We start from the raw sequence: 26,154 nt of genomic DNA on the forward strand, positions 1-26,154 counted from the left end.
TTAATATTAAATATCTATACACTATTTTAACATAGGAGTTACTTATTTGAATAGTTCGTCTTCTCTTGCCCTTCTTGTTCTGCTTTATTGCTATTTACTGCATAAGAAACAGAATATGCTATAAACACACCATACAATATAAAAATACATATTGTCGTTACAATTGTCTCTTTTGGTAAATGAAGCGCACTTTTAATAACAGGGGCCATTAAACCCATCCCCAAAAACAGTAATACCCACCAAAATAGCCCATAAATAATTCCCGCAATAATCCCTTCAAACTTTGCAAAAAATGCTTTATATAAAAAGGAAATCAAAATTGAAAGAAGTCCCATACACACTATTCCGGACACATTGCCCCATACACCCTCTTTCCAACTTCCAAACGCAAATGGTAAAAGGAAATAATTCGGTCCCGCCTCCGTGAATGAAAATATATGAAGGAAATACCATATCCCGCCCCAAAAGATTCCACCAAACAAACCGATCTGCACAAAATTCCTTGTTCCTAATTGTTCTTGACTCACATCGACACCTCCGCTCAATAGTATGCCCGAAACTATTTTGAAGCATGTTTAAATCCTGCGAAATTTGTCTATAAAAAGAATAAGAAATGTCCGACTCTCATAACATTTTCCCTTGTCATCTACTTGTATTTGCCGATAAAATAAAGGAAACTCGGTGATTGTCTTATTTCAAAACGACAGAACCCAGTATGACAATTGCCTCTTTTTCTACATAAGAGAGAAACAAATACAGGTTGGTGTTAACATGGCAGAAGAGTCAAAACAAATATATGGCGGGCAAGCGGTCATAGAAGGAGTTATGTTTGGCGGTAGAGAATATACTGTTACAGCGGTTCGTCGTAAAGATAAATCGATTGAATTTTATCGATTACCACGCGTTCGCAATAAAGTATTATCTATCCTAAAAAAAATTCCATTTTTACGAGGGATTGCCGCTATTGTGGATGCAAGTGCGAATGGAGCAAAGCATTTAAACTTCGCTTCTGAACGATTTGACGTCCACCCAGAAGATGATGAACAAATTGCAAATAAAAAAGAAGAACAATCAAAATTAACGATGGTATTAGGAGTTGCAGCCGTTGGCGTTTTATCTTTCATATTCGGTAAAGTCATTTTCACAGCAGTTCCTGCACTATTAGCTGAATTAACAAGACCGATTTTCCCATCCCATACTGGGCAAATCATTGTCGAAAGTGTCATTAAGCTCATGCTATTATTGAGCTATATATACTTTATTTCTTTAACCCCACTTATTAAGCGGGTATTTCAGTATCACGGTGCAGAGCATAAGGTAATCAATGCTTACGAGAATGACCTTCCTCTGACTGTAGAAAACGTTCAAAAGCAAACTCGTCTCCATTATAGATGCGGCAGTAGCTTTATTATATTTACAGTCATTATTGGAATGTTCGTTTATTTCCTAGTCCCTACAGATCCTCTTTGGGCACGAGTTATAAACAGAATTTTATTAATTCCAGTTGTACTTGGTATTTCTTTTGAAGTATTGCAATTTACAAATCGATTACGAGATATTCCCGTATTACGCGTACTTGGATATCCTGGATTATGGCTACAACTATTAACAACGAAAGAACCAACAGATGATCAAGTGGAAGTAGCAATTGCATCGTTTGAAGAATTATTACGTTTAGAGAACAAACAATAATTATTTAAAAATGGTGTTCAACTCCTTTCCTCATCGTTAATATACTAATTTTAATATACGTTTTTAGGAGGTGTCCCTTATGAACGGTCGTTCGTTTACTTTCGCTATATTTGTGCTTATTATCGGATTGGCAATATTCGGCCTTGTTTCATCTGTTATTACAAATCCCATGGGTGTATTAAGAAATATCGGGTACATGTTACTTGTTGTCGGTATCTTTTACTTGCTATACAAGATGTTTACAAATTCCAGTGGTTCTGCAAATTCGCAAAGCTCATATAAGCGTGCGGCAAAACAATCGAACCGCAAACATGGGAAACAAAATGTAGCACCCCTAGGCAATTCTTTCTTTAAGTCAAATACTTCTAATGACAAAAGTAAAAAAGGGAATTCTTCCACTTTGAAACGAAAAAGAAAACAGTCTCATTTAACTGTCATTGAAGGCAAAAAAAGCAAAAAGAAAGACCGTGCTTCCTTTTAGGAAGTACGGTCTTTTTTTATACTTTGAAGCACTTCTTTTAAACTTTTCTCTCTCATACTTTCAATTCGAAGATGATGATTTTCAAATGGTAAATTCCGTGTCACATCATTAGGTACCACAACGCACGTTAATCCCGCTGCAATTGCTGCTCTCAATCCATTTAATGAATCTTCAAATACAATAGCTTCAGACGGCTTAATTCCTAATTCTTCTATTGCAACTCGATAAAGAGCTGGATCTGGTTTTACCTTCTCAACATCTTCTCTCGTTTTAATGACTTCAAAATAATCTCGAATCTGTAGCTCTTCTAAAAAATGAATAACCCATTCTCTAGACGAACTAGAAGCTAGTGCGATTTTTAATCCCATTTCTTTCGCTTCTTCTAAATATTCTTTTACCCCGTCACGAGCTTCTGGTATTTTCATTTTCTCTTTATGTAAAGTTGCCACTTTTTCTTTTAATGCACTTTTGTTAAACTTCTCTTTTAATTGATCATTTAAATATGCATAAAGTACCTCATCTGTTGTTCCAATGCATTTCGCAAATTCCTCTAAAGGTAGTTCTCCACCGTATTCACGAACAGCATCTCTGAAAGAGTGAAACCATATCGTTTCTGTGTCCACAATTAATCCATCAAAATCAAAAATAATTGCTTTCATAATTCTCCCATCCTTTTCGAATTGAAATAAAAAAGGAAACGCCATACGTTCCCCTTAATTACTTTTCTCTTCATTTGCTCTTTGAACACCGCGAAGTGTTTCCACTCGGACTGCATCTTGTTCAAAGTATTGCACTAAATCACCAATGCGATCAATCGCTTCCCAACTTAAATGATGTTCAATTCCTTCTACATCATTGTAAATCTTACCTTCATCCACACCGATAATACGCATAAATTGCTCTAGCAAGTCATGACGATATACGAGACGTTCTCCGATTTTTTTACCTTTTGTTGTTAATACAAGCCCTCTATATTTTTCATAAATTAGATATTCATCTTTGTCTAATTTTTGCACCATTTTTGTTACAGAGGATGGATGTACACTAAGCGCTTCAGCAATATCAGATACGCGGGCATAACCCTTTTCATCAATCAACAAATAAATTTGTTCAATATAATCTTCCATACTAGGGGTAGGCATCGGTTTCCTCCATCCAAGTTCATTTTGCTTATTCCGTACGAAGCAATCAATAAAATGATACACCAGAAAGAATAACGTGACAAGGTGGAAACGAGCCTAAATATATAAAACAAAAAAGAATCTGTATTTGCATACAGACTCCTCTTAAGTAAAGTATTGTATTTCTGCATTAGGAAAAAACTCATTTATATACACTCTTATCGTTTCTTCCAACACTGCTGCATCATCTTTTTTATATACATATTTTCCGATGCCATATCGTCCCCATTTATACTTCCGCTTCTCTTCATCCATTTCAAGTTTCGTATTTGGATAACGCTCTTGAATAACCTTTTTCGCTGGTTTCGTAAAACGATGCTGAATTAATTCAAACGTTAAATTTGGTATCGTCATATCTTTCAGCGCATTGTACAGTCGCTCAAATAGTTCACGGTATCCTTCTTCCCATCCTTCATGCATATAAAGTGGCGCAACTATAAAACCAAGTGGATAACCTGCACCTGCTACTTTACGTGCCGCCTTTATTCGCTCCTCAAACGGCGATGTCCCTGGTTCAAAATTTTTAATTACATATCGTGAATTTATACTAAATCGAAAACGAGTTTTCCCATTATGCTTTGCATCTAATAAATGATCAACGTGCGAATATTTCGTGACGAAACGTAAGCACCCATATTCACTTTCTCCAATGAATTCAATCGCCCGCTTTAATGCATGTGTTAAATGATCAATTCCAACAATGTCTGATGTACACGCTGCTTCAAATCTTGTTATTTCAGGTGCCCTTTCATCCATATATTGCTTTGCCTTCTCAAATATTTCATCAAGATTGACATACACACGAACGTAAGGCTTACTCCCAAGTGTCGTTTGCAAATAGCAATAATGACAATGTCCCATACACCCTGTTGCGAGCGGAATTGCATATTCAGCTGACGGTTTTGACGTATCAAACTTTAGCGTCTTCCTCACTCCAACGACAAGTGTAGCCTTTGCATTACGATACTTTTGCAAATCATTTTCTCCTGGCAAATTTCTAATTTGATTATGTGATGTCGTTTCACGAATTTCTAATCCCATCTTCGTAAACTTCTCATAAAGCTCTTTTCCAAGTGGATATTCAAGTGCCTTTGGTTCAAAGTAAACGAGTTTTGGCATAAATGGTTTCATACGCTTCCCTCCTCTCGTTAGTATGGGAAGCATTGAAAAATTAACACTCATTAAAGTTTTCCACTTCAGTAACTTGCGTTGCAAGTTACTGAATGTTATAATTTGGATAACATCTACCTTGCAATGCAAGTTACCTAAAATAAAAGGTGGTAAAATCATGCACAGCCAAATGTTAAAAGGTGTGCTCGAAGGTTGCATCCTATACATCATTTCACAAGAAGAAGTGTACGGATATGAACTGAGCACAAAATTAAATAAACACGGCTTTACATTCGTAAGCGAAGGGAGCATATATCCGTTATTGTTACGTATGCAAAAAGAAAAATTGATTGAAGGAACATTAAAAGCTTCCTCACTCGGTCCAAAGCGAAAATATTATCACGTAACCACTAAAGGATTAGAACAACTTGAAGAATTTAAACAAAGCTGGGGAATGGTTTCTACTACGGTAAATAACTTATTACAGGGGGAGTGATAGGAATGAATGCACAAGACATGATTGAATTGAATAATAAAAAACGTGAGCTTCTAACTTCCGAAAACGAAGCTGCTTATGGCGATATGTTAGTATATCTTCGAATATCAAACGTACCTGAGCAACAAATGGAGGAACTGTTACTAGAAATATTAGATCACCTCATCGAAGCACAAACAGAAAATAAAAGCGCTTATGACATTTTCGGTAGTGATTTACAATCTTATTGCGATGAACTTATATCAGCTTTACCATCCCAAACAAAATTAGAAAAAACTTCTTCAATCGGTTTTGTTGTTAGCTTCCTTCTTGCTATACAGTTTGGAATCGATGCAATTGTTTCGTTTTTTATTTCAACCTTTGGAAATACTGCGGAACAATTAACCCCAGTTTTTAGTATCCCTGGAACTACTTTTTCTGTTTCACTAATTATTCTAGGAATACTGCTTATTTTATATTTATTAAAGCGTTACTCCTTTGATCAAAAAATAAATTGGAAAAGAAGAATTCTATTTGGATTCGCGTTCGCTACCCCATTTTGCGCATCTGTATTTTTACATGTTTATTTTAAAAAGCAACCTTATCTCATTTATCATCTAACCTTTTGGCAAAATGCTTTAATTGCTATCTTATTTTTTATTTTATATAAATTACTATATAAAAAATCAAATTTTTAACAGCCCTTCAAAAGGCTGTTTTTTCTTCTGTCTAATTTTACAAATTGAAAAATTTCATAAAGAAAATAAGAAAAATGCAAAATAATTAAAGTTAATTGTTGACGTGATGCTTTTATTATCGGTATCATAAATCTTCGTGAGCAATTATTTTTCGTTATACGATTTTTTTATTATTACTGAATTTTTGAGAGGAGAAATTAGATGTCAGTTAAGAAGAAAACGCAAGTACGCACCGGCAAAATGGTACGTGAACTAATGTTAGCAGACGAAGATGTAAATGCTTCGCTAATTATGGTATATAGTGAAAACGGTGTAAACGCAGAAATTAAAATCGAGGGCTTAACGCCGAAATGTAACGAAGAATTATTTTTGAGCGGAAACGTGGATTGGAACAAGAGTGTTATTTATAAAATTGTTGATTTCACTGGAAACGCTGAAGTTGGTAAAGTTACATTAACAGCGATGAACAAAAACAATGTTTCTCTAGAAATTGAACGCGTTATGTGGAGTAAAGAAAATAAAGACGCTGCCGAGCAAGAAGAAACACAGGTAGAAGCAGCGCCGAAAAAAGAAGTAGTTGTAGAAGCTCCAAAAGCAATTACACCCGCTCCTAAGCCTGTTACGCGTGTGGAAACACCTGCTATGGCACCTAAGCCTACTCCGGTACCGACACCGAAGCCAGTAAGTGTAGAAGTGGCTGTAGAACTAACTACTCCAGCACCTGTGAAAAAAGTAGTCCCTACTCCAGTTACAAAGCAAGAAACAGCACCGGTTGCCCCTGCAAAACCGAAGCAGCCTGCTTTGACTGAAACAAATTCAAAACTACAAGAAAATTATGTTAAACTCGTGAAAAAGACAATTGAAGTTTGTCAAGATTACGAGCTTGGCATCGACATAGATGATTCTATTGAAAGCTTAAAAGAAGAACTACAAAGCCAAGGTATTAGCGTTACATTTGACAAAGAAATTATGGACGTTGTAAGTCGCCTTCGTTCTTTACAAGATAAAGGAATCAAAGTAGAAAAAGTACTTAATTTACTATAAAAAAATAAGAGGTGGCAATTGCCATCTCTTATTTTTTATAATTCCACTCATTACTTTCATACTTTTCTTTCGCTAACGTTTGAACTTCATGTAACTGTTCTTCTGTTAATTCATATGGAACAAGTTCTACATCCAATCCTTTTTCAAAGCCAACTTCAAAAGCTTTAATTAACTGTTCTATCGTAAATGTACGGTCTGTTAATTCATTAATTGCTACCGCTTTAGAAGAAAACATACTTTTCATACGTTCCTTCACACGTTCATTTGGGAATAAAAATAGATCATATAGTTCATCTAAATCAATTTCTAATGGAATCGATCCATGCTGTAAAATAACACCTTTTTGACGTGTTTGAGCACTACCAGCAATTTTTCTTCCTTCCACTACAATTTCATACCAAGATGGTGCATCAAAACATACGCCTGAACGTGGATTTTTTAAATTTTCACGATCTGCTTCTGTTTTTGGAACTGCATAATATGCTTCTAGCCCTAATGCCTTAAAACCATCTAATAAGCCTTGCGAAATAACACGATACGCTTCTGTAACTGTTTTCGGCATATTCGGATGATCTTCAGACACAATAACACTATACGTTAACTCTTTGTCATGTAGTACACCCCTGCCGCCTGTTTGACGACGAACGAATCCATATTTCTTTTCGTTAACTACATCCATATTAATATCTTTTTCAACACGTTGAAAATATCCAACTGTTAATGTTGGTACTTCCCATTCATAAAAACGAATTGTTGGTGGCATTTTCTTTTCACTTTGCCAATTTAATAAACATTCATCTAACGCCATATTAAATGCCGGTGAACATTGACCAGAGTTAATATAACACCATTTTTCTTTTCCCATCCTGCACCTCATATAACCAAGTATTTTTCACATTCTCTAGTCTACCAAATTCGACAAAATTTGTGAAAGAATACGAAATTTCTTCTTATATGCAAATGAATCTGTTGCATAAATACATATGGGCATTATAATATTGAAAGTAGGATAAGAAAAAAGGGAGCGATAGAATCGTGTCAACAACTTGGATTATTTTATTAGCCGTAATCGTAGCATTCATCGGCTACACTGTATGGATGTACTTCTATCAGAAAAAATTAATTAAAACTCTTACAGAAGAAGAATTTCGCGCTGGCTACCGTAAAGCACAGCTTATCGATATTCGTGAAACAGATGAATATAACGCAGGGCACATTTTAGGTGCACGTAACATTCCGTTATCACAAATTCGCCTTCGCCATAAAGAACTTCGTCAAGATCAACCTGTTTACTTGTACTGCCAAAGCGGCTTCCGTACAGGTCGTGCAGCGCAATACTTAAAAAAACAAGGCTACAAAGATTTCTACCAATTACAAGGTGGATTTAAATCTTGGACAGGCAAAATTAAAAAGAAATAATAACATACAAAAAACTAGCTGAATAAATCAGCTAGTTTTTTCATTTCATCTTATTCGCAATGTATAATAAATTTTGCTTAATCGTGTCTTTATCGCTCTCTTCTACATTCCGATACAATAGCTGATATTCAATTCCTTTCTCTTTCCATATAAGCGTAGCAAATTCGTCACCACGTTCATAATCATCTTTATTTTTAAAATAAGCAGACGTTCCATTATTCAGTTTCATTTGTTCTTGAAATCGCTTCTCTTCCACAAGATCCGGAAAACTATAAGGAAAGTTCGCGACATTTAACTCAATATACTCATTTCTACCTGGCTCCTGCTGTTTATATTTAATCGTTAAGACAGCGTTCTTTTTCCCAAGCGTTCTTACTTCACCCTTCACATCACTTGTAATGTCGTACGGTAAAAACGTTGGAACTTTAAACTTCACCGGAAAATATTTTGGAAGTTCCTTTAACGGAATAGGATCCGTAACACGATCCATAGCTCCTCCTGTTGTTCCCACAAAGTGTTTTTCTTCTTGCATCGTTTGCTGAAACGAACACGAACTAAGCACGAAACTAGAAAACACGAAACAAATGATTCTTTTTTTCAATTTGTTTCCGCCCTTTCATACCGCTCTCTTAACGAACGAAGCGTTGATCCCGCACTAACGGCCCGATTGGTGCGGGCTAATAATCAGTGGGGGATGGCGCCCACTGATTAAAGTTTCACTTTATATGCTCTTCATATTCGCTTTGTCACCAAACTCCACCTTTGAAAACTTTCCACGTTATTCTCACACATTTTGACAACACTTTTTGCAAACAAAAAAGACCCCTATCATTCTTACGCCCAAGTGAAAAGGTTACGCGAATAAAAAGAAGTCTTATTAATACCATAGTTTGTGAAAAGCTTTTCAGGTCAAGATTTTTTCTTTCTTATTATTTTCCCCTTATAATAAGGGAAAGAGGTGATACATATGGCCAATATAAAACAAATTGCTAAAACTGCTGGTGTATCGATATCAACTGTTTCTCGTGTCCTGAATAATCACCCTTACGTAAAAGAAGAAAAGCGTAAGCGTGTTCTAGATGCTGTTGAAGAATTAAACTACGCAAAAAATATAAATGCTGTCCATTTAATAAGAGGGAAAACATATACAATTGGCGTTATGCTCCCTTTCATTAACCTCCCCTACTTCAGTACCATTATTGAAGGAATCGGTAACGAAGCATTATTAGCTGGGTATCACATTAATTTATGCCAAACAAATTACGATAGCCTTGAAGAAATTCGTGTTCTTGAAATGATGAAAATGAAACAATTTGATGGGATGATTATTTGCTCCCGAACGAGCTCTTGGGAACAAATCGAACCTTTTGCCAAATTTGCCCCTATTATTTCATGTGAAAAAATGAAGCATCCCCTCATTTCATCCATCTACGTAGATCATTATGAAGGTTTCCGTCTCGGTACTACCTATTTACTAAGTAGAGGCCATGAAAAAATCGGAATTTGTTTAGCGAGAAAAACAAGTGTAAATTCCATGGAGCGTGAAAAAGCGTTCGCCGATACACTTCGTAACGAAGGGAAAACGTTGCATCCTGAATGGATTTTCCACCAATGCTATACAATGCAGGACGGAGCACAAATACTCCATCGTATTTTAAATATGAAAAATCGTCCAACTGCTATTTTCACAGCGAATGACCAAGTAGCTGCCGGTTTACTAACAGAAGCAAAAAAACATGGTATACGTGTCCCTGAAGATCTCGCCATTTTAGGATTCGATAACCATGAGATTTCAAAAGCATTAGAAATTTCAACTATTGAACATCCTGGTCTCACGATGGGATCGCGAGCTTTTACCTTGTTCCATAAACAAATACAGGCCGAACAATTAGCTGGGAACTCAGAAGAGCTTCCATTCCATTTAATTGAGCGGAAAACAGTCTGAAAAGGAGCGTTACCTAATGCGCTCTTTTTCAGTTCTTCACCTATTGACATTATATTTTTCATCTCATATAATGAACCTAACGAACGGTAGGTAGGGGATGAAAATGACAGCAAACCGCATTAAAGCTGTAGCACTTTCTCATTTCGCACGCTACGGCTATGAAGGAACTTCATTGGCAAATATTGCTCAAGAAGTTGGGATTAAAAAACCATCGATTTACGCACACTTTAAAGGAAAAGAAGAGCTATATTTCATATGCTTAGAATCTGCTCTTCAAAAAGATTTGCAGAGCTTCACAGGCGATATCGAAAGCTTTTCCAATTCGTCCACTGAAGAATTGCTTTTAAAATTATTAAAAGGCTATGCAAAACGATTTGGTGAAAGTGAAGAATCAATGTTTTGGTTACGAACTTCTTATTTTCCGCCTGATGTATTTCGCGAACAAATTATTAATAAAGCAAATGTACACATTGAAAACGTCGGAAAACTTTTATTCCCTGTATTTAAAAGAGCAAGCGAACAAGATGAGCTGCATAACATTGAAGTAAAAGACGCCTTAGAGGCTTTTCTATGCTTACTCGACGGTCTTATGGTTGAACTATTATACGCAGGTTTAAATCGTTTTGAGACACGTTTAGACGCTTCTTGGAAAGTATTTTGGCGCGGACTTTCAAACTGACGGATTGCTCCTTTGCAATGCGTCGTTTTTAAGCCCTTTACCTAACGACTGGTAGGAAGGAGAAATGACATATGGCATGGATTTATGTAATCATCGCTGGTATTATTGAAATCTTTTGGGTGATTGGACTAAAAAAAGCGGAGGCACCACTTGAGTGGGCTGGTGTTGCTCTATTAATTACAATTAGTTTCGTCTTATTATTTAGAGCTTATAAAGATTTACCTGTCGGCACTGTATACGCAGTCTTCACAGGAATCGGAGCTGGTGGAATCGTTCTTACAGAGATTTTCATCTTCGGAGAACCTTTCTCTATTGTAAAAGTTTTATTAATCGGTTTAATCTTCTTCGGAGTAATTGGTCTAAAACGAGTAACAGAAGAAAAAGAAACGAAGGAGGCTGCATAAAATGGCTTGGGTATTTTTAATTCTGGCTGGTATTTGTGAAATTATTGGTGTACTCTTTATGAAAGTAGCCACTGAAAAGAAAGGCTGGGCACCAAAAGTTATTTTAATCGCTAACTTCGGCGTAAGCTTCTTCTTCTTATCTCTTGCGATGAACACGTTACCGATGGGAACTGCTTACGCGATTTGGACTGGAATCGGAACTGCTGGAAGTGCACTTCTAGGCATTCTCATTTTTCGAGAATCAGCGGATTGGCGTCGTCTTGCTTTCTTAAGCTGCATTTTATGCGGCGCTGTTGGCTTAAAACTATTAAGCTAACGTGAGGTGAATGTCATGTGGAAAGAAAAAGGAAAGAAAATATTAGCATGGATCACACTTGGTATCGTAATTCTATTACAAATAAGTTTTCATATAATAGAATCATTGTTTCATAAAGTATTATCCATTCTCACATTCCTTCCTAACATGACACTTGAAATTATATCGATTGTTTGGTCCATTATCGCCTCCATTGCAATTGTCATTATATGGAGTATCGCCAAACTATGGAATAAGTTATTTAAAAAGGACAGTTCTTCTAAAAAAGAGTAACTGTCCTTTTTTTTATTCATTCAGATTTTCTATAAAAGTTAGATGCAATAAGACAAAGTAGACCACCTATGACAATACTTATGCAAATCCCTTTATGCAAATTAGGAAACGGTGATGGTATGTCTGAATAAAAATTCGCTAATATGAGACCGATTGAAACAAAAAGTACCCCTATTCTATATAACCATTTTCTTTTGTTCATCATTCTCCCCTCCTAAAATTTTTCATACACTCCTTTCTTTTGGACATACTACCTAAAAAAGGAGTGAATAATATGCAAAATTCTATACATAAGCAAATCCTATTTTTATTTTTCCTATTTCTTATTCTCATCATCGTTTTCAGCTTTATATTACATACTCCGAAAGATGTACCAAATAGCGTTTCTTTTTATAAACTACTGCTCTCGTATTGTCGTTATTGAAGAAGGTGCCTTTTTTAAGGCACCTTCTAAAATTCTCTTTTTTCATATACTTTTACTGCAACGAAGATAGATGCTATGAACATGCATATTGAACCAATGAATAACAAGCTGTTATATAGCTGAATTTGTTCTAGGTTGATTCCAAAGAAAATAGTAGAAACAGCCATAGGTGTTATTAGTATAAAAATCGCAATAAAAATAGTTTTCTTATACCCTAGCCAAAAGGATAGTGGTAAAACCAAACTTAAATACACTAAAATAAAGCTAATACTAGCAACCATTGTCGTTTCAATAAATTCAAATAAGTTAACCCCACTCTTCATTCCCATCGTGAAACAACCGACCGTTACACTTATAAAAAGAATAATAATTGCTACTATATATTTCGCATACACAATTTGTTTTCTCAATATTGGGAAACTATTCACTATGACTTCACTCTCATTTTTACTATCTGCTTCAAATGTTTTTACTGTTGCCCCAATTGTAATAATTACTGACATAATTATGAACAGATTTTCCGTATCTGTTAAGGCCATATAAAAGAAAACAGGATACAGTATGTACCAAATTAAAAATTTCCATTGAATGATGAAATCTTTTAAAATTAGTTGCTTGACCATGTATTCCCCCTCCTAATATGAAAATATCCCTTCTATAACTCTGCCTCTTGAAACATTTTCATTGAGAGAAACATTGATATGACTATACTTACTAACACTCCAGTACCAAGAACACCCATTGCTAGTGTAGCCTCTTGAGAGTGGAGTACTTTTAGCATAATTGTTTTATCACCAAAAATATTGCACATAAGGCCAATCATACCTGTTAAAGGCAAAATCATAATAACATTCAAAACAGAAGTAGCTTTATATCCTCCAATGTAATTAGCAGGTATCGTTACAACACAATAGATTAAAGTTGCTACTATTGCTGAAAGTACTGCATATCCAGGCATAACTATATCTCTGTTCAATAGAATATTTCCTAATATTATGACTATAAAAGTTGTACTCAAACCAGCCATAATAAATAATGAACTTGAAATATATTTAGCTATAACTATCTCTTTTCTCGTTATAGGCAGACTCACTAATATTTTTTCTGTTTTACTTTTCTCTTCATAATAAAAAGAAATATATATAATCGTACTACATGTTATAAATAACCCTATTGCAATCCCCATCGGTTGGACTGGATTCCTAAAAACAGAGAAAATAGGTATTAAAAAATATAAAGGAAACATCTTCTTCTGCAAGAAACACTCCTTCAAAATCAATTGCTGCATATAAATTCTCCTCTCTATAAATCACGCGTTTCATAAATTTTAATTGTAAGAAACATAGAAGCGATATAAATACTAACTAATGTAATGAATCCAACTATAAATACACCAAGATGTAATGGATTCACAATCCAATCAATGAATGATGCCGTAGCGCTTTCTCCGTCACCAATAAACATTCCAACAATAACACCTATTCCAGCGGCTCCACCTGTAAATATTCCACGTACTATTTTTGATTTTGTCCCATAATAACTCGGGAATAATGCTGTAATATAAACTAAAGAATATACAGCACCTCTGACTACTACATACCAAGGAATTTCAATATACAAATTGGGATGATAAGCTCCAATATCACCAATGACAGCGATACCTCTTATAAGAAAAACAACTAGCATAGTAGAAATCATGCCACCTACAATGAATATTACACCCGAAATATATCTAGCAATAATGATATCCTTTCGTCCAACAGGTAAACTATTTATAATAACATCACTTTTATTTTTTTCATCCATCGCTATTAGTATCATAGAAGATGATATCGTTATGAGTAAGCAACTCATCGGAAATAACAATTCACCATCTGGCTCTAATCCAAAGAAAACAAGGGGCATAATAAAATAGACTAACCACGTAACCCGAAAAAAGAACAAATCTTTATAGATGAGCTGACGCATAAGCACCTCTCCCTTTCGCAGTGTAAACGATGATATCGTCTAATGTAGGCTTTTCTATTACAACCTCATTTCCAAACCAATCGATAATTGCTTGTTTATCCTTCGCTAAACCTTCGAAACCAAATTTATTTTTTCGTAATCCAACAAATAATTCTTTTCCTTCTCGATCTAATAAATCATTGCTTCCCTTTACGATTACGTAGTTCTCCATTAATTCATCTTTTTCACCAGTAAATATAATTTCTCCATCGTTGATAAACGTAATATAATCTGCAATACGTTCTAAATCCGTTGTAATGTGGGTTGAGAATAATACAGATACTTCATCTTCCATTACAATTTCTTGCAACATATCAAGTAATTCACTTCGAACAACTGGATCTAATCCTGCTGTTGGTTCATCCATAATAATGAACTCAGCATGATGTGAAAGTGCGATGGCAATCGCAAACTTCATTTTCATCCCTTTAGATAGCTCTTTAATTTTTTTATACTTTGGAACTTGCAATCTGTGCATATACGATTGGTATTGATTTTCGTCCCACTTTTTATATAACGGTGCAATAATACGTTTCATTTGTTCACACGTTAAATCTTCGTAATAATGATTTTCATCATATACAAAACCAATGTTTTGTTTTATGTCCTTTTCGGCTTTCTTATTGTCTTTGCCAAAAATTTTTATATCGCCGCTATCTTTTCTAATTAAATTCATAATCATTTTGATCGTTGTACTTTTCCCAGCACCATTTGGTCCGACAAACCCCATAATATATCCTCGTGGTAATGCAAAACTTATATTTTTCACTGCGAAATCTTCATAACTTTTACAAACATTTTTTAGCTCTAACATCTCTTATTCCCCCTTATATAAACACGCAATCATCTGCTGCAATTCTTCAAGTGAAAGTTGCAACACTTTACTTTCTTTTACGATTTCTTCAGTCTTACTTTCAAATAGACGTAGCCGCTGTTCTTTTAATAGTTCATTATTTTTACGTGAAACATAAGTCCCTTTCCCAGCAACAGTTTCTATATATCCTTCTTTTTCAAGCTCCTCGTACGCACGCTTCGTTGTAATTACACTAATTTGCAATTCCTTCGCTAAGCTACGAATAGACGGTAATTGGTCTCCACCCTTTAAACCACCATTTAAAATAAGCTGGCTTAATTGTTTTCTTATTTGCACATAAATAGGGTCTTGGGAAGAATTCGAAATAATAATATTCATGTTTTCCTCCAGTGTGTGTATATACTGTATATACCTTATATACACAGTATATACACATCATCCTATTTTTGGCAAGAAAAAAAGACCAACATTTTCCTGTTGGTCTTTCGTATATGTATCACTTTTCAAAGCGATCTAACATCTCGTCTCTCATTCCGAAACTTACTACTGCAATTCCTATATACATAAACAGAAGGAATGCCGGATGAACTGTGTTGTACCAGCTGCTGTCAACGATTAAGTAAATCGTTAATGCCACAACAAGAACAAACGCTAAGATAAACATATAAAAGTGTCTTGTACTACCCATGATAAACTCCTCTCTTCTCACTTCACCATTCAACAGTTTATTTTATCGAATAATTCGATATGACTCAAGGTTAACTTTCTGTTATGTAATCAAGTTCCACCTTCACAATGTCCTCACATGCTATTGAAATGATTGTTCCTTGTTTATCAATCGCCGTCACTTCTCTATTATCCATTACACGATTTGCTACTCTTTCTAACACTTTTCCTTGGTCTCGATAGCAAAATTCTTTTACATCTTTAATTGTTTCTCCATTTTCTAAATGGTATACCATTCTATAACATCGATATCCCACACTTTCACCCCCGTCTTGCTCGTTTTTTCACATATACATAAAAATGAGTAATTTTTGCCTCATCACATCTTCTTAATTTCAATAAAATTCTAACAAAAATAAATACTTTTATCAAACCGACTTTTTCAACAAAACTACCTATAAAACTACATCTTTACACCATTATGAAACAAAAAACATATTTTTTTAACATTTTCTTCACTATTTCTGCACAAATTATCCATACAAAAAAAGAACCCACCGTAGCGAGTTCTTCCTTTGTTATTCTAATCAAACTTGTACAGGAGCTGGCTTTGCATAACGTAAAACTGGTTTACGTGCAGCCATCGTTTCGTCTAAACGTTTAATGACTGTCGTATGCGGTGCTTCTTGTACAACTTCTGGATTTTCTTCTACTTCTTTAGCGATTTGAATCATCTTATCAATGAAACCATCTAATGTTTCTTTTGATTCTGTTTCTGTCGGCTCAATCATAATACATTCTTCCACATTTAATGGGAAGTAAATTGTTGGTGGATGGTAACCGAAATCAAGCAGACGTTTTGCAATATCTAATGTACGTACACCAAGTTTCTTTTGACGACGACCTGATAATACAAATTCATGCTTACAATGTCTATCGAATGGAAGATCGTAGAATGGCGCTAATCTTCTCATCATATAGTTCGCATTTAATACAGCATACTCAGTTACCGCACGTAGTCCATCTGGACCCATAGAGCGAATATACGTGTATGCACGAACGTTAATACCGAAGTTACCATAGAATGGTTTCACGCGTCCAATTGCTTCTGGACGGTCGTAGTTAAAGTGGTAGCCATTTTCCGTTTTCTCTAAAATTGGTTTTGGCAAGTACGGAATTAAATCAGCTTTCACACCTACTGGACCAGAACCTGGACCACCGCCGCCATGCGGACCTGTAAATGTTTTATGAAGGTTTAAATGCACAACGTCAAATCCCATATCTCCTGGGCGCGCTTGGCTTAATACCGCATTTAAGTTTGCACCATCATAGTATAATTTACCGCCTGCATTATGGACGATTTCTGCCATTTCTAAAATATTTTCTTCAAATAGACCTAATGTATTAGGATTTGTTAACATAAGTGCTGCTGTTTCTTCATTGACAACACGTTTTAAGTCTTCTAAATCAACAAGGCCATTTTCATTTGATTTTACTGTAATTGTTTCAAAACCAGCTACAGTTGCAGATGCTGGATTCGTTCCGTGAGCAGAGTCAGGCACAATTACTTTCGTACGGTTAAAGTCACCATTTGCTTCATGGTATGCACGAATTAACATTAAACCTGTCCATTCTCCGTGTGCACCAGCTGCTGGTTGTAAAGTAACAGTATCCATACCTGTAATTTCGATTAAATGCTCTTGTAAGTCGTACATTAATTCCATTGCACCTTGTACTGTCTTTTCATCTTGCAGTGGATGAATATTTGCAAATCCTGCGAAACGAGCTACACTCTCATTAATTTTCGGATTATATTTCATCGTACAAGATCCAAGTGGATAGAATCCAGAATCAACACCGTGGTTACGGTTTGAAAGTGCTGTATAGTGGCGCATAATATCAAGTTCAGATACTTCTGGTAGCTCTGCATCTTCTACTCGAATATAATCGCTCTCAAACACATCTTCTAGTTTCACTTCTTCTACATCTAATTTGGGTAAGCTATATCCTACGCGTCCTGCTTTAGTCACTTCAAAGATAAGTGCTTGGTCTTGGTTCTTCATTGGATAGCCCCCATTTCGTTTACAAGTGTGTCAATTTCCTCTTTCGTACGAAGCTCAGTTACTGCTACAAGCATATGGTTTTCATGCTCTTTATAATCACGGCCTAGATCGTAACCGCCGATAATATTCTTTTGTAATAATGCATCGTTTACTTCTTTCACTGGACGTTTGCAATCTACAACAAACTCATTGAAGAATGGTCCAGCAAATGTTACAGTAAAGCCTTTCGCTTCAAATTGACGTTTTGCATATTGTGCTTTAGAAATGTTTTGACGTGCCATTTCTTTCACACCTTGTTTGCCAAGTGCCGTCATTGCAACAGAAGCTGCTAATGCATTTAACGCTTGGTTTGAACAAATGTTAGATGTCGCTTTATCACGGCGAATATGCTGTTCACGTGCTTGTAACGTTAATACAAATCCACGTTTACCATCTGAATCTACAGTTTGTCCAACAAGACGTCCTGGAATTTTACGCATAAATGCTTTCGTTGTTGCAAAGTAACCACAGTGCGGTCCACCAAACTGCGTTGGGATACCAAATGGTTGTGCATCACCGATTACAATATCAGCACCAAATTTCCCTGGTGGTGTTAATGCGCCTAATGATAATGGATTTGAAGAAACGATAAATAATGATTTTTGTTGATGAACGATTTTTTCAATATCAGCTAATTTTTCAACTTGTCCGAAGAAGTTTGGATATTGAACGATTACACAAGCAACTGTATCATCTACTTCACTTTGTAATACGTCTAAATCTGTTACACCATCTTTATGATTAATTTCAACAACTTCAAGATTTTGACCTTTTGCATACGTTTCAAGTACTGCTCTTGATTCTGGATGAACCGCGCTAGATACAAGAATTTTCTTTTTGCGAGTATGGCCAGCTGCTAACATTGCCGCTTCAGCTAAAGCTGTACCCCCGTCATACATAGAAGAGTTTGCTACATCCATTCCTGTTAATTCACAAATCATTGTTTGGAATTCAAAGATTGCTTGTAATTCCCCTTGTGAAATTTCCGGTTGGTATGGTGTGTAAGCTGTATAAAATTCTGAGCGAGAAATAACATGATCTACAATTACTGGAGCATAATGATCGTATACGCCTGCTCCTAAGAAAGAAGCGTATTCTTTTAAGTTAGCATTTTTACTAGCCATTTGAGATAGCTCTTTTAAAAGCTCTGGCTCTGATTTTGCTTCTTTAATTTTTAAATCCCCTTTAAAACGAACACTCTCTGGAATATCAGAGAATAATTCATCGATCGTTTGAACGCCGATCGTTTGTAACATTTCTTTTTTGTCTTCTTCTGTCATTGGAAGATAACGATGCAACATGAAATCTACCCCTCTCCCCGTTACTTTGAACGTTTGTAAAATGGTGTTGGAACAACTACTGCTTTGACGCGTTTATTACGAATTTCAATTTCTACTTCTGTATCAACTGCTGCGTATTTTACATCAATTAGTGCTAAACCAATGCTTTTCTTTAACGTTGGAGATTGTGTACCACTCGTTACTTCCCCAATTTTTTCTTCACCAATAAATACAGGGTAATGCGTACGAGGAATTCCACGTTCGATTACTTCGATGCCGACTAATTTACGAGGCGCACCGTTTTCTTTTTGCTCTTTTAACGTTGCTTTTCCAAAGAAGTCTGCTTCTTTATTTGTTTTTACCGCAAAGCCAATTCCAGCCTCAATCGGTGTAATATCTTTTGATAATTCTTGTCCATAAAGTGGTAATGTTGCTTCGAATCGAAGTGTATCACGAGCACCTAAACCACATGCTTTTAAGCCCTCTTCTGCTCCAACTTCAAGAAGTTTCTCCCAAAGTTTTGCAGCATCTTCACTCTTACAGTAAATTTCGAATCCATCTTCACCTGTGTAACCTGTACGAGATACAAGTGCTGGAATTCCATCTACAAGAATATTGTTTTTAAATTTAAAGAACTTAATTTCTTTCAAATCTTCTGACACAACTTTTTGTAAAATGCCTTCTGCTTTTGGTCCTTGAATTGCAAGCTGTGCAACTTCACTAGAAACATTGACTACTGTCGCATCGCCAATTACATGACTTGCTAACCATTCGTAATCTTTCTCTATATTTGATGCATTGATTACTAATAAATAGTCTTCTTCACCACGTTTGTAGATTAATAAATCATCTACTGTACCACCATTTTCGTAGCACATAGCTGTATATTGTGCGCCCCCTACCTTTAAGGTAGATACGTCATTTGTAACAACACGTTGTAAAAATGCTAAACTATCTACACCTTTTACTTCAACTTCTCCCATATGAGACACATCGAACAAACCTGCCGCTGTACGTACAGCTTCGTGTTCTTCTTTAATGCTTGAAAATTGAACTGGTAATTCCCAACCACCGAAGTCGATTGTTTTCCCACCATACTTCGCGTATACATCAAATAACGGTGTACGTTGTAATGTAATCATGCTCTCTCCCCCTTATGCTTTGACAAATCAATAAAAGTTGCTTCCCTTTTCTAAACATTTTCATTCTGAAAAGATAGGATATACGGAATCTCATTATATTTTTTTATGAAAGCGTAAATAAAAAATCACTTTCTTGGATAAAATACGAAAGATTCCACACATTTCACACCATTATCCTAACATCATTCGCTATATTTCATCAATATTCTAGCATAAAAAATAATTTAGAATTTTTTATGTTAAAACTCAATAAATACAGCTTTTGAGATTTAATACTTTATTATTGTCTATCATATAGCCTTTAATAACGATAATCATGCCTTCTTTTAAGGCACATCATCATACATTAAAAAATAATTACTTTAGTTTATAAAAGGTGGGAGAGTCGTAATGAATGTCGATATTTCCGTAGATCGGACTTGGCAAAACAATTTTTTAAATAGAATTGATGAAGATGGTCCTTGGACAAACTGGGATTTATATCACTTAGCTTATGAAACAGAAAAATCGTTACTTGTTCCTACTTTTGATGGACTACAAGCACCAAAACATTTATCCCATTTCACGCCGCTTCCGCATCAATTAGAAGTCGCTCAAAATGTGATTGAACAAATGAATGGTAAAGCGATTCTAGCAGATGAAGTAGGTCTTGGAAAAACAATTGAAGCTGGACTTATTTTGAAAGAATACATGGTCCGCGGGCTTGTGAAAAAGGTACTTATACTTGTCCCAGCTTCTCTCGTATCACAATGGGCATACGAGCTAAATACAAAGTTTTTCATTCCCGCTGTAGCACAAAAGAAAAGCTACTCGTGGGAACAAGCTGACGTAATCGTATCATCAATTGATACTGCGAAACGTTCACCACATCGCGATATCGTGTTGAACTTAGAATATGACCTTATTATTATCGATGAAGCACATAAACTGAAAAATAATAAAACAAAAAACTATGAATTTGCACAACGATTAAAAAAGAAGTTTTGTTTATTACTAACCGCTACTCCTGTTCAAAATAAGATTGATGAAATTTTTAACCTTGTTTCTTTATTAAAGCCAGGACATTTAGGCAATCAATCCAACTTTGAAGAATATTACGCTTCCAAAAATCGTTCAGCCGAATCAGATGAAGACTTAAAAGCTCTCATTAACAAAGTAATGGTGCGAAATAGACGACATAATACCGGTATCGATTGGCCGAAGAGACATGTACGTACAATTTTTGTTGAGTTCAATGAACAAGAACAAGCTCTATATAATGATATCGAAAATTGGCGAGGACAAGACGCCTTCACATCTGCTTTCTCATCGTTAACTTTAAAACGGGAAGCGTGCAGTAGTCGTGAGGCTGTTTACTATTCATTGAAAAAGCATGTAGAAAAAAGACAGAAAGAAAATGAACATTATATAAAAGATCCACATATCGATGTGCTAATGGACAAAATTAATCATATTCCTTTCAATTCAAAAGCGAATAAAGCTCTTGAGCTTATAAAAGAAATTGACGATAAAGTCGTTATCTTCACAGAATATCGAGCGTCACAAATGTACTTACAATGGTTTTTACAACAACACGGTATTTCTTCCGTTCCATTCCGCGGCGGATTTAAACGCGGGAAGAAAGATTGGATGAAGGAGCTTTTCCAAAACCACGCACAAGTATTAATTGCAACTGAAGCTGGTGGTGAAGGGATTAACTTACAGTTTTGTAGCCATATGATCAATTATGATTTGCCATGGAATCCAATGCGTCTCGAGCAAAGAATCGGACGTATTCACCGCCTTGGTCAAAAGAATGATGTTCATATTTATAACTTAGCTACAAAGCACACTGTTGAAGAACATATTTTGAAATTATTATATGAAAAAATCAATTTATTTGAGCGCGTTATCGGTGAACTTGATGAAATTTTAACGAGAATTAATATGAAAAACATCGACGCGCACATTCAAGAAATATTTGCGCAATCAAAAAGCGAAGGAGAAATCCGAATTAAGATGGAAAACTTAACATCTATTATAGACTTTGCGAAACGAAATGAAGCTGAGGTGCAAGGCTATGCAGCAACATGAAATTCATAATTACTTATACAATTTCTTTGAGGCGAATAACTGCGAAATTTTAGAACGTTCTCCTCATTTATTAGATGTACAGTTAACAATTGAGATGGATAAATTATTAATGAATCGTCCTTTTTATTGGCACTATCTTGAGAAAACAGGAGGCGTACCGAATCCGATGCGCCTTACTCTTATTACAAATCCAGAAAATGAAGAAAATGATGGTGAGCTTATTCACTACGGTTCACCACGTCTACATCAAATTTTCCAAACGACAAAAGAATTAGGCTCTTACATACGTTTATATGAGGATGTAAGACATAATGGGGCAACACATACACCGCTCCACCCTTGGCTTGGTATTAATATAAAAGTTTCCTATCAATGTGATCGAAAAAAAGACATCCTTCACTCCATTGGTATTCATCTCATTTCTGGAACAATGATGGCAAACTTTCATGAAACATTAACTAACATTAAACTCACACCAAAAATACCTGATTTTTGTTTTACACTCTCGCCCATCATTAAACCTCAAAGTGGTTTACAACGTATAGAAGACGCTTTAAAAAATATAATTGCAGAAGATGACCATACGTGGGCGAAAGAAGCAAGAGTGCGTTGGAATCATGATTTAGACCTTTTAAACCGTTTTTATGAAGAAAGTGAAGAACTTCCTGAGAGCTATGAAATTGAAAAACAAGCTCTGCAAGAACAGTATGAACCACGTATTACAGTGCAAATTATTAACGGTGGACTCTTTTATGTTACCGCGAATCATTTTCTATCTTGAAGAAGCTCCTTCTGCTTTAGAAGGAGCTTTATTTTGAGTTACTCTCTATCCTCATTACGCTCTTGTTGTTTTTGCTTTGCCATACGTTTTTGATACGCACGATCCTTTGCGCTTACATGATTTGCATCAGTTGGAAGATTTTCTTTCGAACGTCCAATCCCATTGCTCATCTTTCCCACTCCTTTTTACGTTTTTCAAAATACATGTTTATTTTCAGCTAGAGACACCATCCTTATGCAAAAAAATAAGAGCAGCCATCGGCTACTCTTACTCGCTCACATATTTTTGAAACATATCATGGATGCCTTTATTTACTAGGTTCGATATCTGCTCGTCAGATTTATTCGGATAACGATCACGCAACCTGATAGATGCCTTCACCATTAAATTTTCTAATACAGAACGGCCACCTTCTCCATAAATAATTTCAGCATATTTAACAAGCCTTCCATCCTCTACTGTTGCTGGATTATGATTGAAGAAAAATTTACTCATTGTCTCCACCTCTCTCTTTTGATAACGTTTACATTTATATAAATTATTTATGTTATTTATTTCACAATATTGTATGCATGTATATTTAATTAGTTTCATTATAAAGCAACATATCGATAGTAAATATGTGATTTTCCGTCCATTTTGTGAACAAATCAAAAATGAAAGCGTTTCCTTTATTATATACTAAAAAAACTTACTACGCTAGGGGCAATTTTTTTCAATTTACTACCCCCTCGAAAATTGATATATTTTTTCTTTTCCCATTAAACCTTATACAATTTTCAGAAATTATATTATAAAATATATGTATGACTTAAGGAGGCTTTGTATGAATCAAAATAAAAAAGCTATATTAGATCTTGTCTTTTATCTCGTAATCCCATTCCTCATTTGGAAATTTGCAAAACCTTATATCGATCCTTATTACGCGATGTTACTTTCCTCTGTTCCCGGGATTCTTTATACACTGTATACCTTTAAAAAAGAAAAACAGTTTAACGTGACAGGGTTCTTTATTTTAATTACACTCATTTCTAATACAACGGTAGATTTATTATCTGGGTCAGCTGAACGAATGTTGTGGAATGATGCATATTATCACATCGTACTCGGTATTATCGTCATCTGTACAATTTTTATAAAAAAACCACTTATGTTATATTTCGCTGCGGATATTGCCGCACTGCAAGGCCATGACCGCGATAAAAGTCGTGAGCTTTATCGTGATAGTCGTATATATCCAGCACTGCAATATTTAACGTTATTTTTCGGGCTGCAATTTATATTAAAAAGCTTTTTAAAAATTTATTTCATCTCTGTTTTTGGTGTAGATGGCTATGGTGAAATGAGAGCGATTATGACCGCTGTCGGCTGGGGCATTTCTATTTGTATCGGAATAGGGTTCGTATGGGTGAACAATAAAATACATGCCGTTACTGAAGAACAAGAATCCGTGCAGTAAATGAAGATCCCCTAGTGTATTACGACACTAGGGGATCTTTATTTTGCTAGACATATGACTAAAATTTAACTTGATTTTTTTCTTTTACTTTTTACATTTCGATAAAACAAAGCAGCACTCAACGGCATAACACCAAACCACTTATTCATAAATGGCTCTTTTTCAGCACGGCGTTGTTCTTTCTTTTGTTTTCGATCTTCTTTTGGAGCATCCATATACGACACAAACTGCTGCGTCACAAAGCGAACATAATCATTAGTAGACATATTATCATCACCTCTACTTGATTAGTATGTCCACTTTTTTATACATTAATCTTTTCCTTTAATTCATTCATAATTTGCTTTACAGACTTATTTGTCGTATCGATATGAATATGAGCCTCTTCATAATAAGCTCGGCGTGATTCAAATTTCGTTACAAATGCATCTATATCTTTCTTTTGAAATAGTGGACGTGTCGTATCTTCACGAAGCCTTTCTGCAATTACATGCGGATCACAATATAAATACACGACAGTTCCGTTCTCTTTCATCCACTTGCGATTTTCCGCTCGCTCAATAATTCCCCCACCAGTTGTAATAATGACATTATGGACTGGTAGCGAACGTAACATTTCGCTTTCATATTCCCGAAAAGCCATTTCGCCTTCTTCGGCAAAAATATTTCGAATTGCCTTCTCTTGCTTCTCTTCGATTTTTTGATCAGTATCTACAACATCCATTTGAAGTTCTTTACTTAATGCTTTTCCAATTGTTGTTTTCCCTGCTCCCATATAGCCGGTTATGTATATAGATTTCATTTTCTGTCCTCTCAATCGTCATTTATTAATTGTTATTATAACGAAAGATGCTACTTTGTTTAATAAAAAAACGTTTTGTTCTTATACTATGAAGAACAAAACGTAACACTCGCTTTTACTTATAAGTACCTCTTCTCACCCACTGCGTTGCAATCCATTTCTCGCCTTTCGTTACAGGTGCCCCTCCGTGTAACGTAAGCTCATTTAGTGATTGATCTTGATAAAAATACTCAAAGTATACTGCCATTCCCTTTCTAGGGTGTACAGAAAGATTTAATTTCGGGAAGTACGTTTCCCCGCCTTCTTCTACATCATTTAAATACATTACAAGCGTACTAATACGATTGTTAACAGCTGATCTACTATGTTCCGCAAAATAATCATAGTGTGCTTTATATTGTTGATCCACTTCATAATTTAAAATGTGCAACCCTTCTCCATGCGACGCAGGAACATTCATGATAGATGAAATTCGTTTTTCAATCTTTGAAGTAAGTTCATTGTCTTCCAAAAATGCACCGCTACTTGTTCGAATATCATTTACATCACGTGATGAACCAACTTTAGAACGCTTCATTTTATTTTTAGACATTTCAATCAATTCATCACACTCTTCATCACTTAGTACATTTGCTAATACGACAATAAGAGGTTCTTCGAATTTTGAAATAATGTGTATTTCTCTATCTTCTGTCATAATCGTATTTCCTTTATGATCAAAAATAGTTTGTTCCTTATTTTCATCTATTTGATTGTTGTTTGTCATTTCCCTATTCTCCCTAAAAATAATGATTGGATAGCATGAATATATCATATTCTTTCTACCTTTCTCTTTTTTGAGAAAATTTAAACTTTTAATCATTATATTTATCCATTTCCTCTAAAAA

General features: G+C 35.3%; 37 protein-coding genes. 15 read left to right on the forward strand and 22 right to left on the reverse strand.

The window, feature by feature from the left end; translation table 11 throughout:
* Positions 1-38: 38 nt before the first annotated feature.
* Positions 39-527, reverse strand: coding sequence for a YqhR family membrane protein (locus MHI26_RS21650; protein ID WP_000076887.1), 489 nt, complete (start codon positions 525-527; stop codon positions 39-41).
* Between the two features lie 244 nt (positions 528-771).
* Between MHI26_RS21650 and MHI26_RS21655 the strand changes: the two genes are divergently transcribed.
* On the forward strand, positions 772-1,692 hold the full coding sequence (locus tag MHI26_RS21655; protein ID WP_000807119.1) for a DUF1385 domain-containing protein: 921 nt from the start codon (positions 772-774) through the stop codon (positions 1,690-1,692).
* 79 nt (positions 1,693-1,771) lie between these two features.
* Positions 1,772-2,173: an SA1362 family protein gene (locus tag MHI26_RS21660; protein ID WP_001014463.1), complete on the forward strand. Its 402-nt coding sequence runs from the start codon at positions 1,772-1,774 to the stop codon at positions 2,171-2,173.
* Here MHI26_RS21660 and MHI26_RS21665 read toward each other — a convergent pair.
* The 3 genes from MHI26_RS21665 to splB form a co-directional block, all read right to left on the reverse strand.
* A complete protein-coding gene (locus tag MHI26_RS21665) occupies positions 2,170-2,832 on the reverse strand; it encodes an HAD family hydrolase (RefSeq protein ID WP_061666430.1) in 663 nt (220 codons plus the stop codon). The genes MHI26_RS21660 and MHI26_RS21665 overlap by 4 nt on opposite strands.
* A 54-nt stretch (positions 2,833-2,886) precedes the next feature.
* The gene (gene mntR / locus MHI26_RS21670) at positions 2,887-3,315 is read right to left on the reverse strand and encodes a transcriptional regulator MntR (RefSeq protein ID WP_001143082.1); all 429 of its coding nucleotides are present in this window, start codon (positions 3,313-3,315) and stop codon (positions 2,887-2,889) included.
* Between the two features lie 144 nt (positions 3,316-3,459).
* Positions 3,460-4,485, reverse strand: a complete 1,026-nt coding sequence (splB, locus tag MHI26_RS21675) for a spore photoproduct lyase (protein ID WP_061666299.1) — start codon at positions 4,483-4,485, stop codon at positions 3,460-3,462.
* Positions 4,486-4,642: 157 nt separating this feature from the next.
* Between splB and MHI26_RS21680 the strand changes: the two genes are divergently transcribed.
* From MHI26_RS21680 to MHI26_RS21690, 3 genes are all read left to right on the forward strand, one after another.
* Positions 4,643-4,960 carry a PadR family transcriptional regulator gene (locus MHI26_RS21680; RefSeq protein ID WP_061666298.1) on the forward strand — a complete coding sequence of 106 codons (318 nt, stop codon included), beginning with the start codon at positions 4,643-4,645 and terminating at the stop codon, positions 4,958-4,960.
* 5 nt (positions 4,961-4,965) lie between these two features.
* Positions 4,966-5,637, forward strand: a complete 672-nt coding sequence (locus MHI26_RS21685; RefSeq protein WP_061666297.1) for a DUF1129 family protein — start codon at positions 4,966-4,968, stop codon at positions 5,635-5,637.
* 201 nt (positions 5,638-5,838) lie between these two features.
* Entirely contained in the window at positions 5,839-6,681 is an 843-nt protein-coding gene (locus MHI26_RS21690) for a hypothetical protein (protein ID WP_000111892.1), read from the forward strand.
* A 28-nt stretch (positions 6,682-6,709) separates the two neighbouring features.
* On the opposite strand, the gene MHI26_RS21695 is transcribed toward MHI26_RS21690, so the two are convergent.
* Positions 6,710-7,546, reverse strand: a complete 837-nt coding sequence (locus tag MHI26_RS21695; RefSeq protein WP_000514081.1) for a lipoate--protein ligase family protein — start codon at positions 7,544-7,546, stop codon at positions 6,710-6,712.
* A gap of 170 nt (positions 7,547-7,716) precedes the next feature.
* On the opposite strand from MHI26_RS21695, the gene MHI26_RS21700 reads away from it, so the two are divergent.
* Positions 7,717-8,100 carry a rhodanese-like domain-containing protein gene (locus MHI26_RS21700; RefSeq protein WP_000108654.1) on the forward strand — a complete coding sequence of 128 codons (384 nt, stop codon included), beginning with the start codon at positions 7,717-7,719 and terminating at the stop codon, positions 8,098-8,100.
* A gap of 40 nt (positions 8,101-8,140) precedes the next feature.
* Here MHI26_RS21700 and MHI26_RS21705 read toward each other — a convergent pair whose 3' ends face one another.
* Positions 8,141-8,677 (reverse strand): hypothetical protein, encoded by a 537-nt coding sequence (locus MHI26_RS21705; protein ID WP_042973414.1) that lies wholly within the window; start codon positions 8,675-8,677, stop codon positions 8,141-8,143.
* A 390-nt stretch (positions 8,678-9,067) separates the two neighbouring features.
* Here MHI26_RS21705 and MHI26_RS21710 point away from each other — a divergent pair, with 390 nt between their 5' ends.
* The 5 genes from MHI26_RS21710 to MHI26_RS21730 all read left to right on the forward strand — a co-directional run bounded on the left by MHI26_RS21710 (position 9,068) and on the right by MHI26_RS21730 (position 11,717).
* The gene (locus MHI26_RS21710; RefSeq protein ID WP_001273988.1) at positions 9,068-10,045 is read left to right on the forward strand and encodes a LacI family DNA-binding transcriptional regulator; all 978 of its coding nucleotides are present in this window, start codon (positions 9,068-9,070) and stop codon (positions 10,043-10,045) included.
* A gap of 97 nt (positions 10,046-10,142) precedes the next feature.
* A complete protein-coding gene (locus tag MHI26_RS21715; protein WP_061666296.1) occupies positions 10,143-10,724 on the forward strand; it encodes a TetR/AcrR family transcriptional regulator in 582 nt (193 codons plus the stop codon).
* Between the two features lie 71 nt (positions 10,725-10,795).
* Positions 10,796-11,128 (forward strand): DMT family transporter, encoded by a 333-nt coding sequence (locus MHI26_RS21720; protein ID WP_000312340.1) that lies wholly within the window; start codon positions 10,796-10,798, stop codon positions 11,126-11,128.
* Between the two features lies 1 nt (position 11,129).
* Complete coding sequence (locus MHI26_RS21725; protein WP_000312623.1) at positions 11,130-11,444, forward strand: DMT family transporter; 315 nt, start codon at positions 11,130-11,132, stop codon at positions 11,442-11,444.
* A gap of 15 nt (positions 11,445-11,459) precedes the next feature.
* On the forward strand, positions 11,460-11,717 hold the full coding sequence (locus tag MHI26_RS21730; RefSeq protein WP_000265369.1) for a DUF3975 family protein: 258 nt from the start codon (positions 11,460-11,462) through the stop codon (positions 11,715-11,717).
* 16 nt (positions 11,718-11,733) lie between these two features.
* Here MHI26_RS21730 and MHI26_RS21735 read toward each other — a convergent pair whose 3' ends face one another.
* The 11 genes from MHI26_RS21735 to gcvT form a co-directional block, all read right to left on the reverse strand.
* A complete protein-coding gene (locus tag MHI26_RS21735; protein ID WP_001042452.1) occupies positions 11,734-11,919 on the reverse strand; it encodes a hypothetical protein in 186 nt (61 codons plus the stop codon).
* A 248-nt stretch (positions 11,920-12,167) separates the two neighbouring features.
* Entirely contained in the window at positions 12,168-12,764 is a 597-nt protein-coding gene (locus tag MHI26_RS21740; protein WP_061666295.1) for an ABC-2 transporter permease, read from the reverse strand.
* Positions 12,765-12,796: 32 nt separating this feature from the next.
* On the reverse strand, positions 12,797-13,429 hold the full coding sequence (locus MHI26_RS21745) for an ABC-2 transporter permease (RefSeq protein ID WP_001186539.1): 633 nt from the start codon (positions 13,427-13,429) through the stop codon (positions 12,797-12,799).
* A 14-nt stretch (positions 13,430-13,443) separates the two neighbouring features.
* Complete coding sequence (locus MHI26_RS21750; RefSeq protein WP_001249442.1) at positions 13,444-14,109, reverse strand: ABC-2 transporter permease; 666 nt, start codon at positions 14,107-14,109, stop codon at positions 13,444-13,446.
* Positions 14,090-14,962, reverse strand: a complete 873-nt coding sequence (locus MHI26_RS21755; RefSeq protein ID WP_000891285.1) for an ABC transporter ATP-binding protein — start codon at positions 14,960-14,962, stop codon at positions 14,090-14,092. Before MHI26_RS21755 ends, MHI26_RS21750 begins: the two co-directional genes overlap by 20 nt.
* Positions 14,963-14,965: 3 nt before the next feature.
* Positions 14,966-15,340 (reverse strand): GntR family transcriptional regulator, encoded by a 375-nt coding sequence (locus MHI26_RS21760; RefSeq protein ID WP_061666294.1) that lies wholly within the window; start codon positions 15,338-15,340, stop codon positions 14,966-14,968.
* 118 nt (positions 15,341-15,458) lie between these two features.
* Complete coding sequence (locus MHI26_RS21765; RefSeq protein WP_000535933.1) at positions 15,459-15,650, reverse strand: hypothetical protein; 192 nt, start codon at positions 15,648-15,650, stop codon at positions 15,459-15,461.
* 70 nt (positions 15,651-15,720) lie between these two features.
* The gene (locus tag MHI26_RS21770; protein WP_000262496.1) at positions 15,721-15,924 is read right to left on the reverse strand and encodes a DUF3929 family protein; all 204 of its coding nucleotides are present in this window, start codon (positions 15,922-15,924) and stop codon (positions 15,721-15,723) included.
* Positions 15,925-16,215: 291 nt separating this feature from the next.
* Positions 16,216-17,691: an aminomethyl-transferring glycine dehydrogenase subunit 2 gene (gene gcvPB / locus MHI26_RS21775; protein ID WP_000795708.1), complete on the reverse strand. Its 1,476-nt coding sequence runs from the start codon at positions 17,689-17,691 to the stop codon at positions 16,216-16,218.
* A complete protein-coding gene (gene gcvPA, locus MHI26_RS21780) occupies positions 17,688-19,031 on the reverse strand; it encodes an aminomethyl-transferring glycine dehydrogenase subunit 1 (protein ID WP_000903240.1) in 1,344 nt (447 codons plus the stop codon). Before gcvPA ends, gcvPB begins: the two co-directional genes overlap by 4 nt.
* A 20-nt stretch (positions 19,032-19,051) precedes the next feature.
* Positions 19,052-20,152, reverse strand: coding sequence for a glycine cleavage system aminomethyltransferase GcvT (gcvT, locus tag MHI26_RS21785; RefSeq protein ID WP_000631776.1), 1,101 nt, complete (start codon positions 20,150-20,152; stop codon positions 19,052-19,054).
* Between the two features lie 390 nt (positions 20,153-20,542).
* On the opposite strand from gcvT, the gene MHI26_RS21790 reads away from it, so the two are divergent.
* Both MHI26_RS21790 and MHI26_RS21795 read left to right on the forward strand, forming a co-directional pair.
* Positions 20,543-22,225, forward strand: a complete 1,683-nt coding sequence (locus tag MHI26_RS21790) for a DEAD/DEAH box helicase (RefSeq protein ID WP_001100037.1) — start codon at positions 20,543-20,545, stop codon at positions 22,223-22,225.
* Complete coding sequence (locus tag MHI26_RS21795) at positions 22,212-23,006, forward strand: YqhG family protein (protein ID WP_001183965.1); 795 nt, start codon at positions 22,212-22,214, stop codon at positions 23,004-23,006. The genes MHI26_RS21790 and MHI26_RS21795 overlap by 14 nt, the downstream gene beginning before the upstream one ends.
* A gap of 38 nt (positions 23,007-23,044) precedes the next feature.
* On the opposite strand, the gene MHI26_RS21800 is transcribed toward MHI26_RS21795, so the two are convergent.
* Positions 23,045-23,176, reverse strand: a complete 132-nt coding sequence (locus MHI26_RS21800; RefSeq protein ID WP_000064668.1) for a hypothetical protein — start codon at positions 23,174-23,176, stop codon at positions 23,045-23,047.
* A gap of 97 nt (positions 23,177-23,273) precedes the next feature.
* The gene (locus tag MHI26_RS21805) at positions 23,274-23,501 is read right to left on the reverse strand and encodes a hypothetical protein (protein ID WP_000032702.1); all 228 of its coding nucleotides are present in this window, start codon (positions 23,499-23,501) and stop codon (positions 23,274-23,276) included.
* Between the two features lie 73 nt (positions 23,502-23,574).
* Between MHI26_RS21805 and MHI26_RS21810 the strand changes: the two genes are divergently transcribed.
* Together MHI26_RS21810 and MHI26_RS21815 are read left to right on the forward strand one after the other, a co-directional pair.
* A complete protein-coding gene (locus tag MHI26_RS21810; RefSeq protein ID WP_001987222.1) occupies positions 23,575-23,691 on the forward strand; it encodes a hypothetical protein in 117 nt (38 codons plus the stop codon).
* A gap of 141 nt (positions 23,692-23,832) precedes the next feature.
* Positions 23,833-24,465, forward strand: a complete 633-nt coding sequence (locus MHI26_RS21815) for a VC0807 family protein (RefSeq protein WP_001075116.1) — start codon at positions 23,833-23,835, stop codon at positions 24,463-24,465.
* Between the two features lie 65 nt (positions 24,466-24,530).
* Here MHI26_RS21815 and MHI26_RS21820 read toward each other — a convergent pair whose 3' ends face one another.
* The 3 genes from MHI26_RS21820 to MHI26_RS21830 form a co-directional block, all read right to left on the reverse strand.
* Positions 24,531-24,731, reverse strand: coding sequence for a YqzE family protein (locus tag MHI26_RS21820; protein ID WP_000106083.1), 201 nt, complete (start codon positions 24,729-24,731; stop codon positions 24,531-24,533).
* Between the two features lie 38 nt (positions 24,732-24,769).
* Complete coding sequence (gene aroK, locus MHI26_RS21825) at positions 24,770-25,267, reverse strand: shikimate kinase AroK (RefSeq protein WP_000836655.1); 498 nt, start codon at positions 25,265-25,267, stop codon at positions 24,770-24,772.
* 115 nt (positions 25,268-25,382) lie between these two features.
* Complete coding sequence (locus MHI26_RS21830) at positions 25,383-26,033, reverse strand: 2OG-Fe(II) oxygenase (protein WP_000183838.1); 651 nt, start codon at positions 26,031-26,033, stop codon at positions 25,383-25,385.
* Positions 26,034-26,154 lie beyond the last annotated feature (121 nt).

Origin of the sequence: Bacillus sp. FSL K6-1218, assembly GCF_038006445.1 — a bacterium.
GTDB classification, from domain to species: Bacteria; Bacillota; Bacilli; order Bacillales; family Bacillaceae_G; genus Bacillus_A; species Bacillus_A thuringiensis_S.

Bases quoted from the DNA above. Each gene is read 5' to 3' on its own strand.
- MHI26_RS21655 (WP_000807119.1), top strand. From the start codon at position 772: ATGGCAGAAGAGTCAAAACAAATATATGGCGGGCAAGCGGTCATAGAA.
- MHI26_RS21660 (WP_001014463.1), top strand. From the start codon at position 1,772: ATGAACGGTCGTTCGTTTACTTTCGCTATATTTGTGCTTATTATCGGA.
- MHI26_RS21665 (WP_061666430.1), bottom strand. From the start codon at position 2,832: ATGAAAGCAATTATTTTTGATTTTGATGGATTAATTGTGGACACAGAA.
- mntR (WP_001143082.1), bottom strand. From the start codon at position 3,315: ATGCCTACCCCTAGTATGGAAGATTATATTGAACAAATTTATTTGTTG.
- splB (WP_061666299.1), bottom strand. From the start codon at position 4,485: ATGAAACCATTTATGCCAAAACTCGTTTACTTTGAACCAAAGGCACTT.
- MHI26_RS21680 (WP_061666298.1), top strand. From the start codon at position 4,643: ATGCACAGCCAAATGTTAAAAGGTGTGCTCGAAGGTTGCATCCTATAC.
- MHI26_RS21685 (WP_061666297.1), top strand. From the start codon at position 4,966: ATGAATGCACAAGACATGATTGAATTGAATAATAAAAAACGTGAGCTT.
- MHI26_RS21690 (WP_000111892.1), top strand. From the start codon at position 5,839: ATGTCAGTTAAGAAGAAAACGCAAGTACGCACCGGCAAAATGGTACGT.
- MHI26_RS21695 (WP_000514081.1), bottom strand. From the start codon at position 7,546: ATGGGAAAAGAAAAATGGTGTTATATTAACTCTGGTCAATGTTCACCG.
- MHI26_RS21710 (WP_001273988.1), top strand. From the start codon at position 9,068: ATGGCCAATATAAAACAAATTGCTAAAACTGCTGGTGTATCGATATCA.
- MHI26_RS21715 (WP_061666296.1), top strand. From the start codon at position 10,143: ATGAAAATGACAGCAAACCGCATTAAAGCTGTAGCACTTTCTCATTTC.
- MHI26_RS21720 (WP_000312340.1), top strand. From the start codon at position 10,796: ATGGCATGGATTTATGTAATCATCGCTGGTATTATTGAAATCTTTTGG.
- MHI26_RS21725 (WP_000312623.1), top strand. From the start codon at position 11,130: ATGGCTTGGGTATTTTTAATTCTGGCTGGTATTTGTGAAATTATTGGT.
- MHI26_RS21730 (WP_000265369.1), top strand. From the start codon at position 11,460: ATGTGGAAAGAAAAAGGAAAGAAAATATTAGCATGGATCACACTTGGT.
- MHI26_RS21735 (WP_001042452.1), bottom strand. From the start codon at position 11,919: ATGAACAAAAGAAAATGGTTATATAGAATAGGGGTACTTTTTGTTTCA.
- MHI26_RS21740 (WP_061666295.1), bottom strand. From the start codon at position 12,764: ATGGTCAAGCAACTAATTTTAAAAGATTTCATCATTCAATGGAAATTT.
- MHI26_RS21745 (WP_001186539.1), bottom strand. From the start codon at position 13,429: ATGCAGCAATTGATTTTGAAGGAGTGTTTCTTGCAGAAGAAGATGTTT.
- MHI26_RS21750 (WP_001249442.1), bottom strand. From the start codon at position 14,109: ATGCGTCAGCTCATCTATAAAGATTTGTTCTTTTTTCGGGTTACGTGG.
- MHI26_RS21755 (WP_000891285.1), bottom strand. From the start codon at position 14,962: ATGTTAGAGCTAAAAAATGTTTGTAAAAGTTATGAAGATTTCGCAGTG.
- MHI26_RS21760 (WP_061666294.1), bottom strand. From the start codon at position 15,340: ATGAATATTATTATTTCGAATTCTTCCCAAGACCCTATTTATGTGCAA.
- MHI26_RS21765 (WP_000535933.1), bottom strand. From the start codon at position 15,650: ATGGGTAGTACAAGACACTTTTATATGTTTATCTTAGCGTTTGTTCTT.
- MHI26_RS21770 (WP_000262496.1), bottom strand. From the start codon at position 15,924: ATGGTATACCATTTAGAAAATGGAGAAACAATTAAAGATGTAAAAGAA.
- gcvPB (WP_000795708.1), bottom strand. From the start codon at position 17,691: ATGAAGAACCAAGACCAAGCACTTATCTTTGAAGTGACTAAAGCAGGA.
- gcvPA (WP_000903240.1), bottom strand. From the start codon at position 19,031: ATGTTGCATCGTTATCTTCCAATGACAGAAGAAGACAAAAAAGAAATG.
- gcvT (WP_000631776.1), bottom strand. From the start codon at position 20,152: ATGATTACATTACAACGTACACCGTTATTTGATGTATACGCGAAGTAT.
- MHI26_RS21790 (WP_001100037.1), top strand. From the start codon at position 20,543: ATGAATGTCGATATTTCCGTAGATCGGACTTGGCAAAACAATTTTTTA.
- MHI26_RS21795 (WP_001183965.1), top strand. From the start codon at position 22,212: ATGCAGCAACATGAAATTCATAATTACTTATACAATTTCTTTGAGGCG.
- MHI26_RS21800 (WP_000064668.1), bottom strand. From the start codon at position 23,176: ATGAGCAATGGGATTGGACGTTCGAAAGAAAATCTTCCAACTGATGCA.
- MHI26_RS21805 (WP_000032702.1), bottom strand. From the start codon at position 23,501: ATGAGTAAATTTTTCTTCAATCATAATCCAGCAACAGTAGAGGATGGA.
- MHI26_RS21810 (WP_001987222.1), top strand. From the start codon at position 23,575: ATGCATGTATATTTAATTAGTTTCATTATAAAGCAACATATCGATAGT.
- MHI26_RS21815 (WP_001075116.1), top strand. From the start codon at position 23,833: ATGAATCAAAATAAAAAAGCTATATTAGATCTTGTCTTTTATCTCGTA.
- MHI26_RS21820 (WP_000106083.1), bottom strand. From the start codon at position 24,731: ATGTCTACTAATGATTATGTTCGCTTTGTGACGCAGCAGTTTGTGTCG.
- aroK (WP_000836655.1), bottom strand. From the start codon at position 25,267: ATGAAATCTATATACATAACCGGCTATATGGGAGCAGGGAAAACAACA.
- MHI26_RS21830 (WP_000183838.1), bottom strand. From the start codon at position 26,033: ATGACAAACAACAATCAAATAGATGAAAATAAGGAACAAACTATTTTT.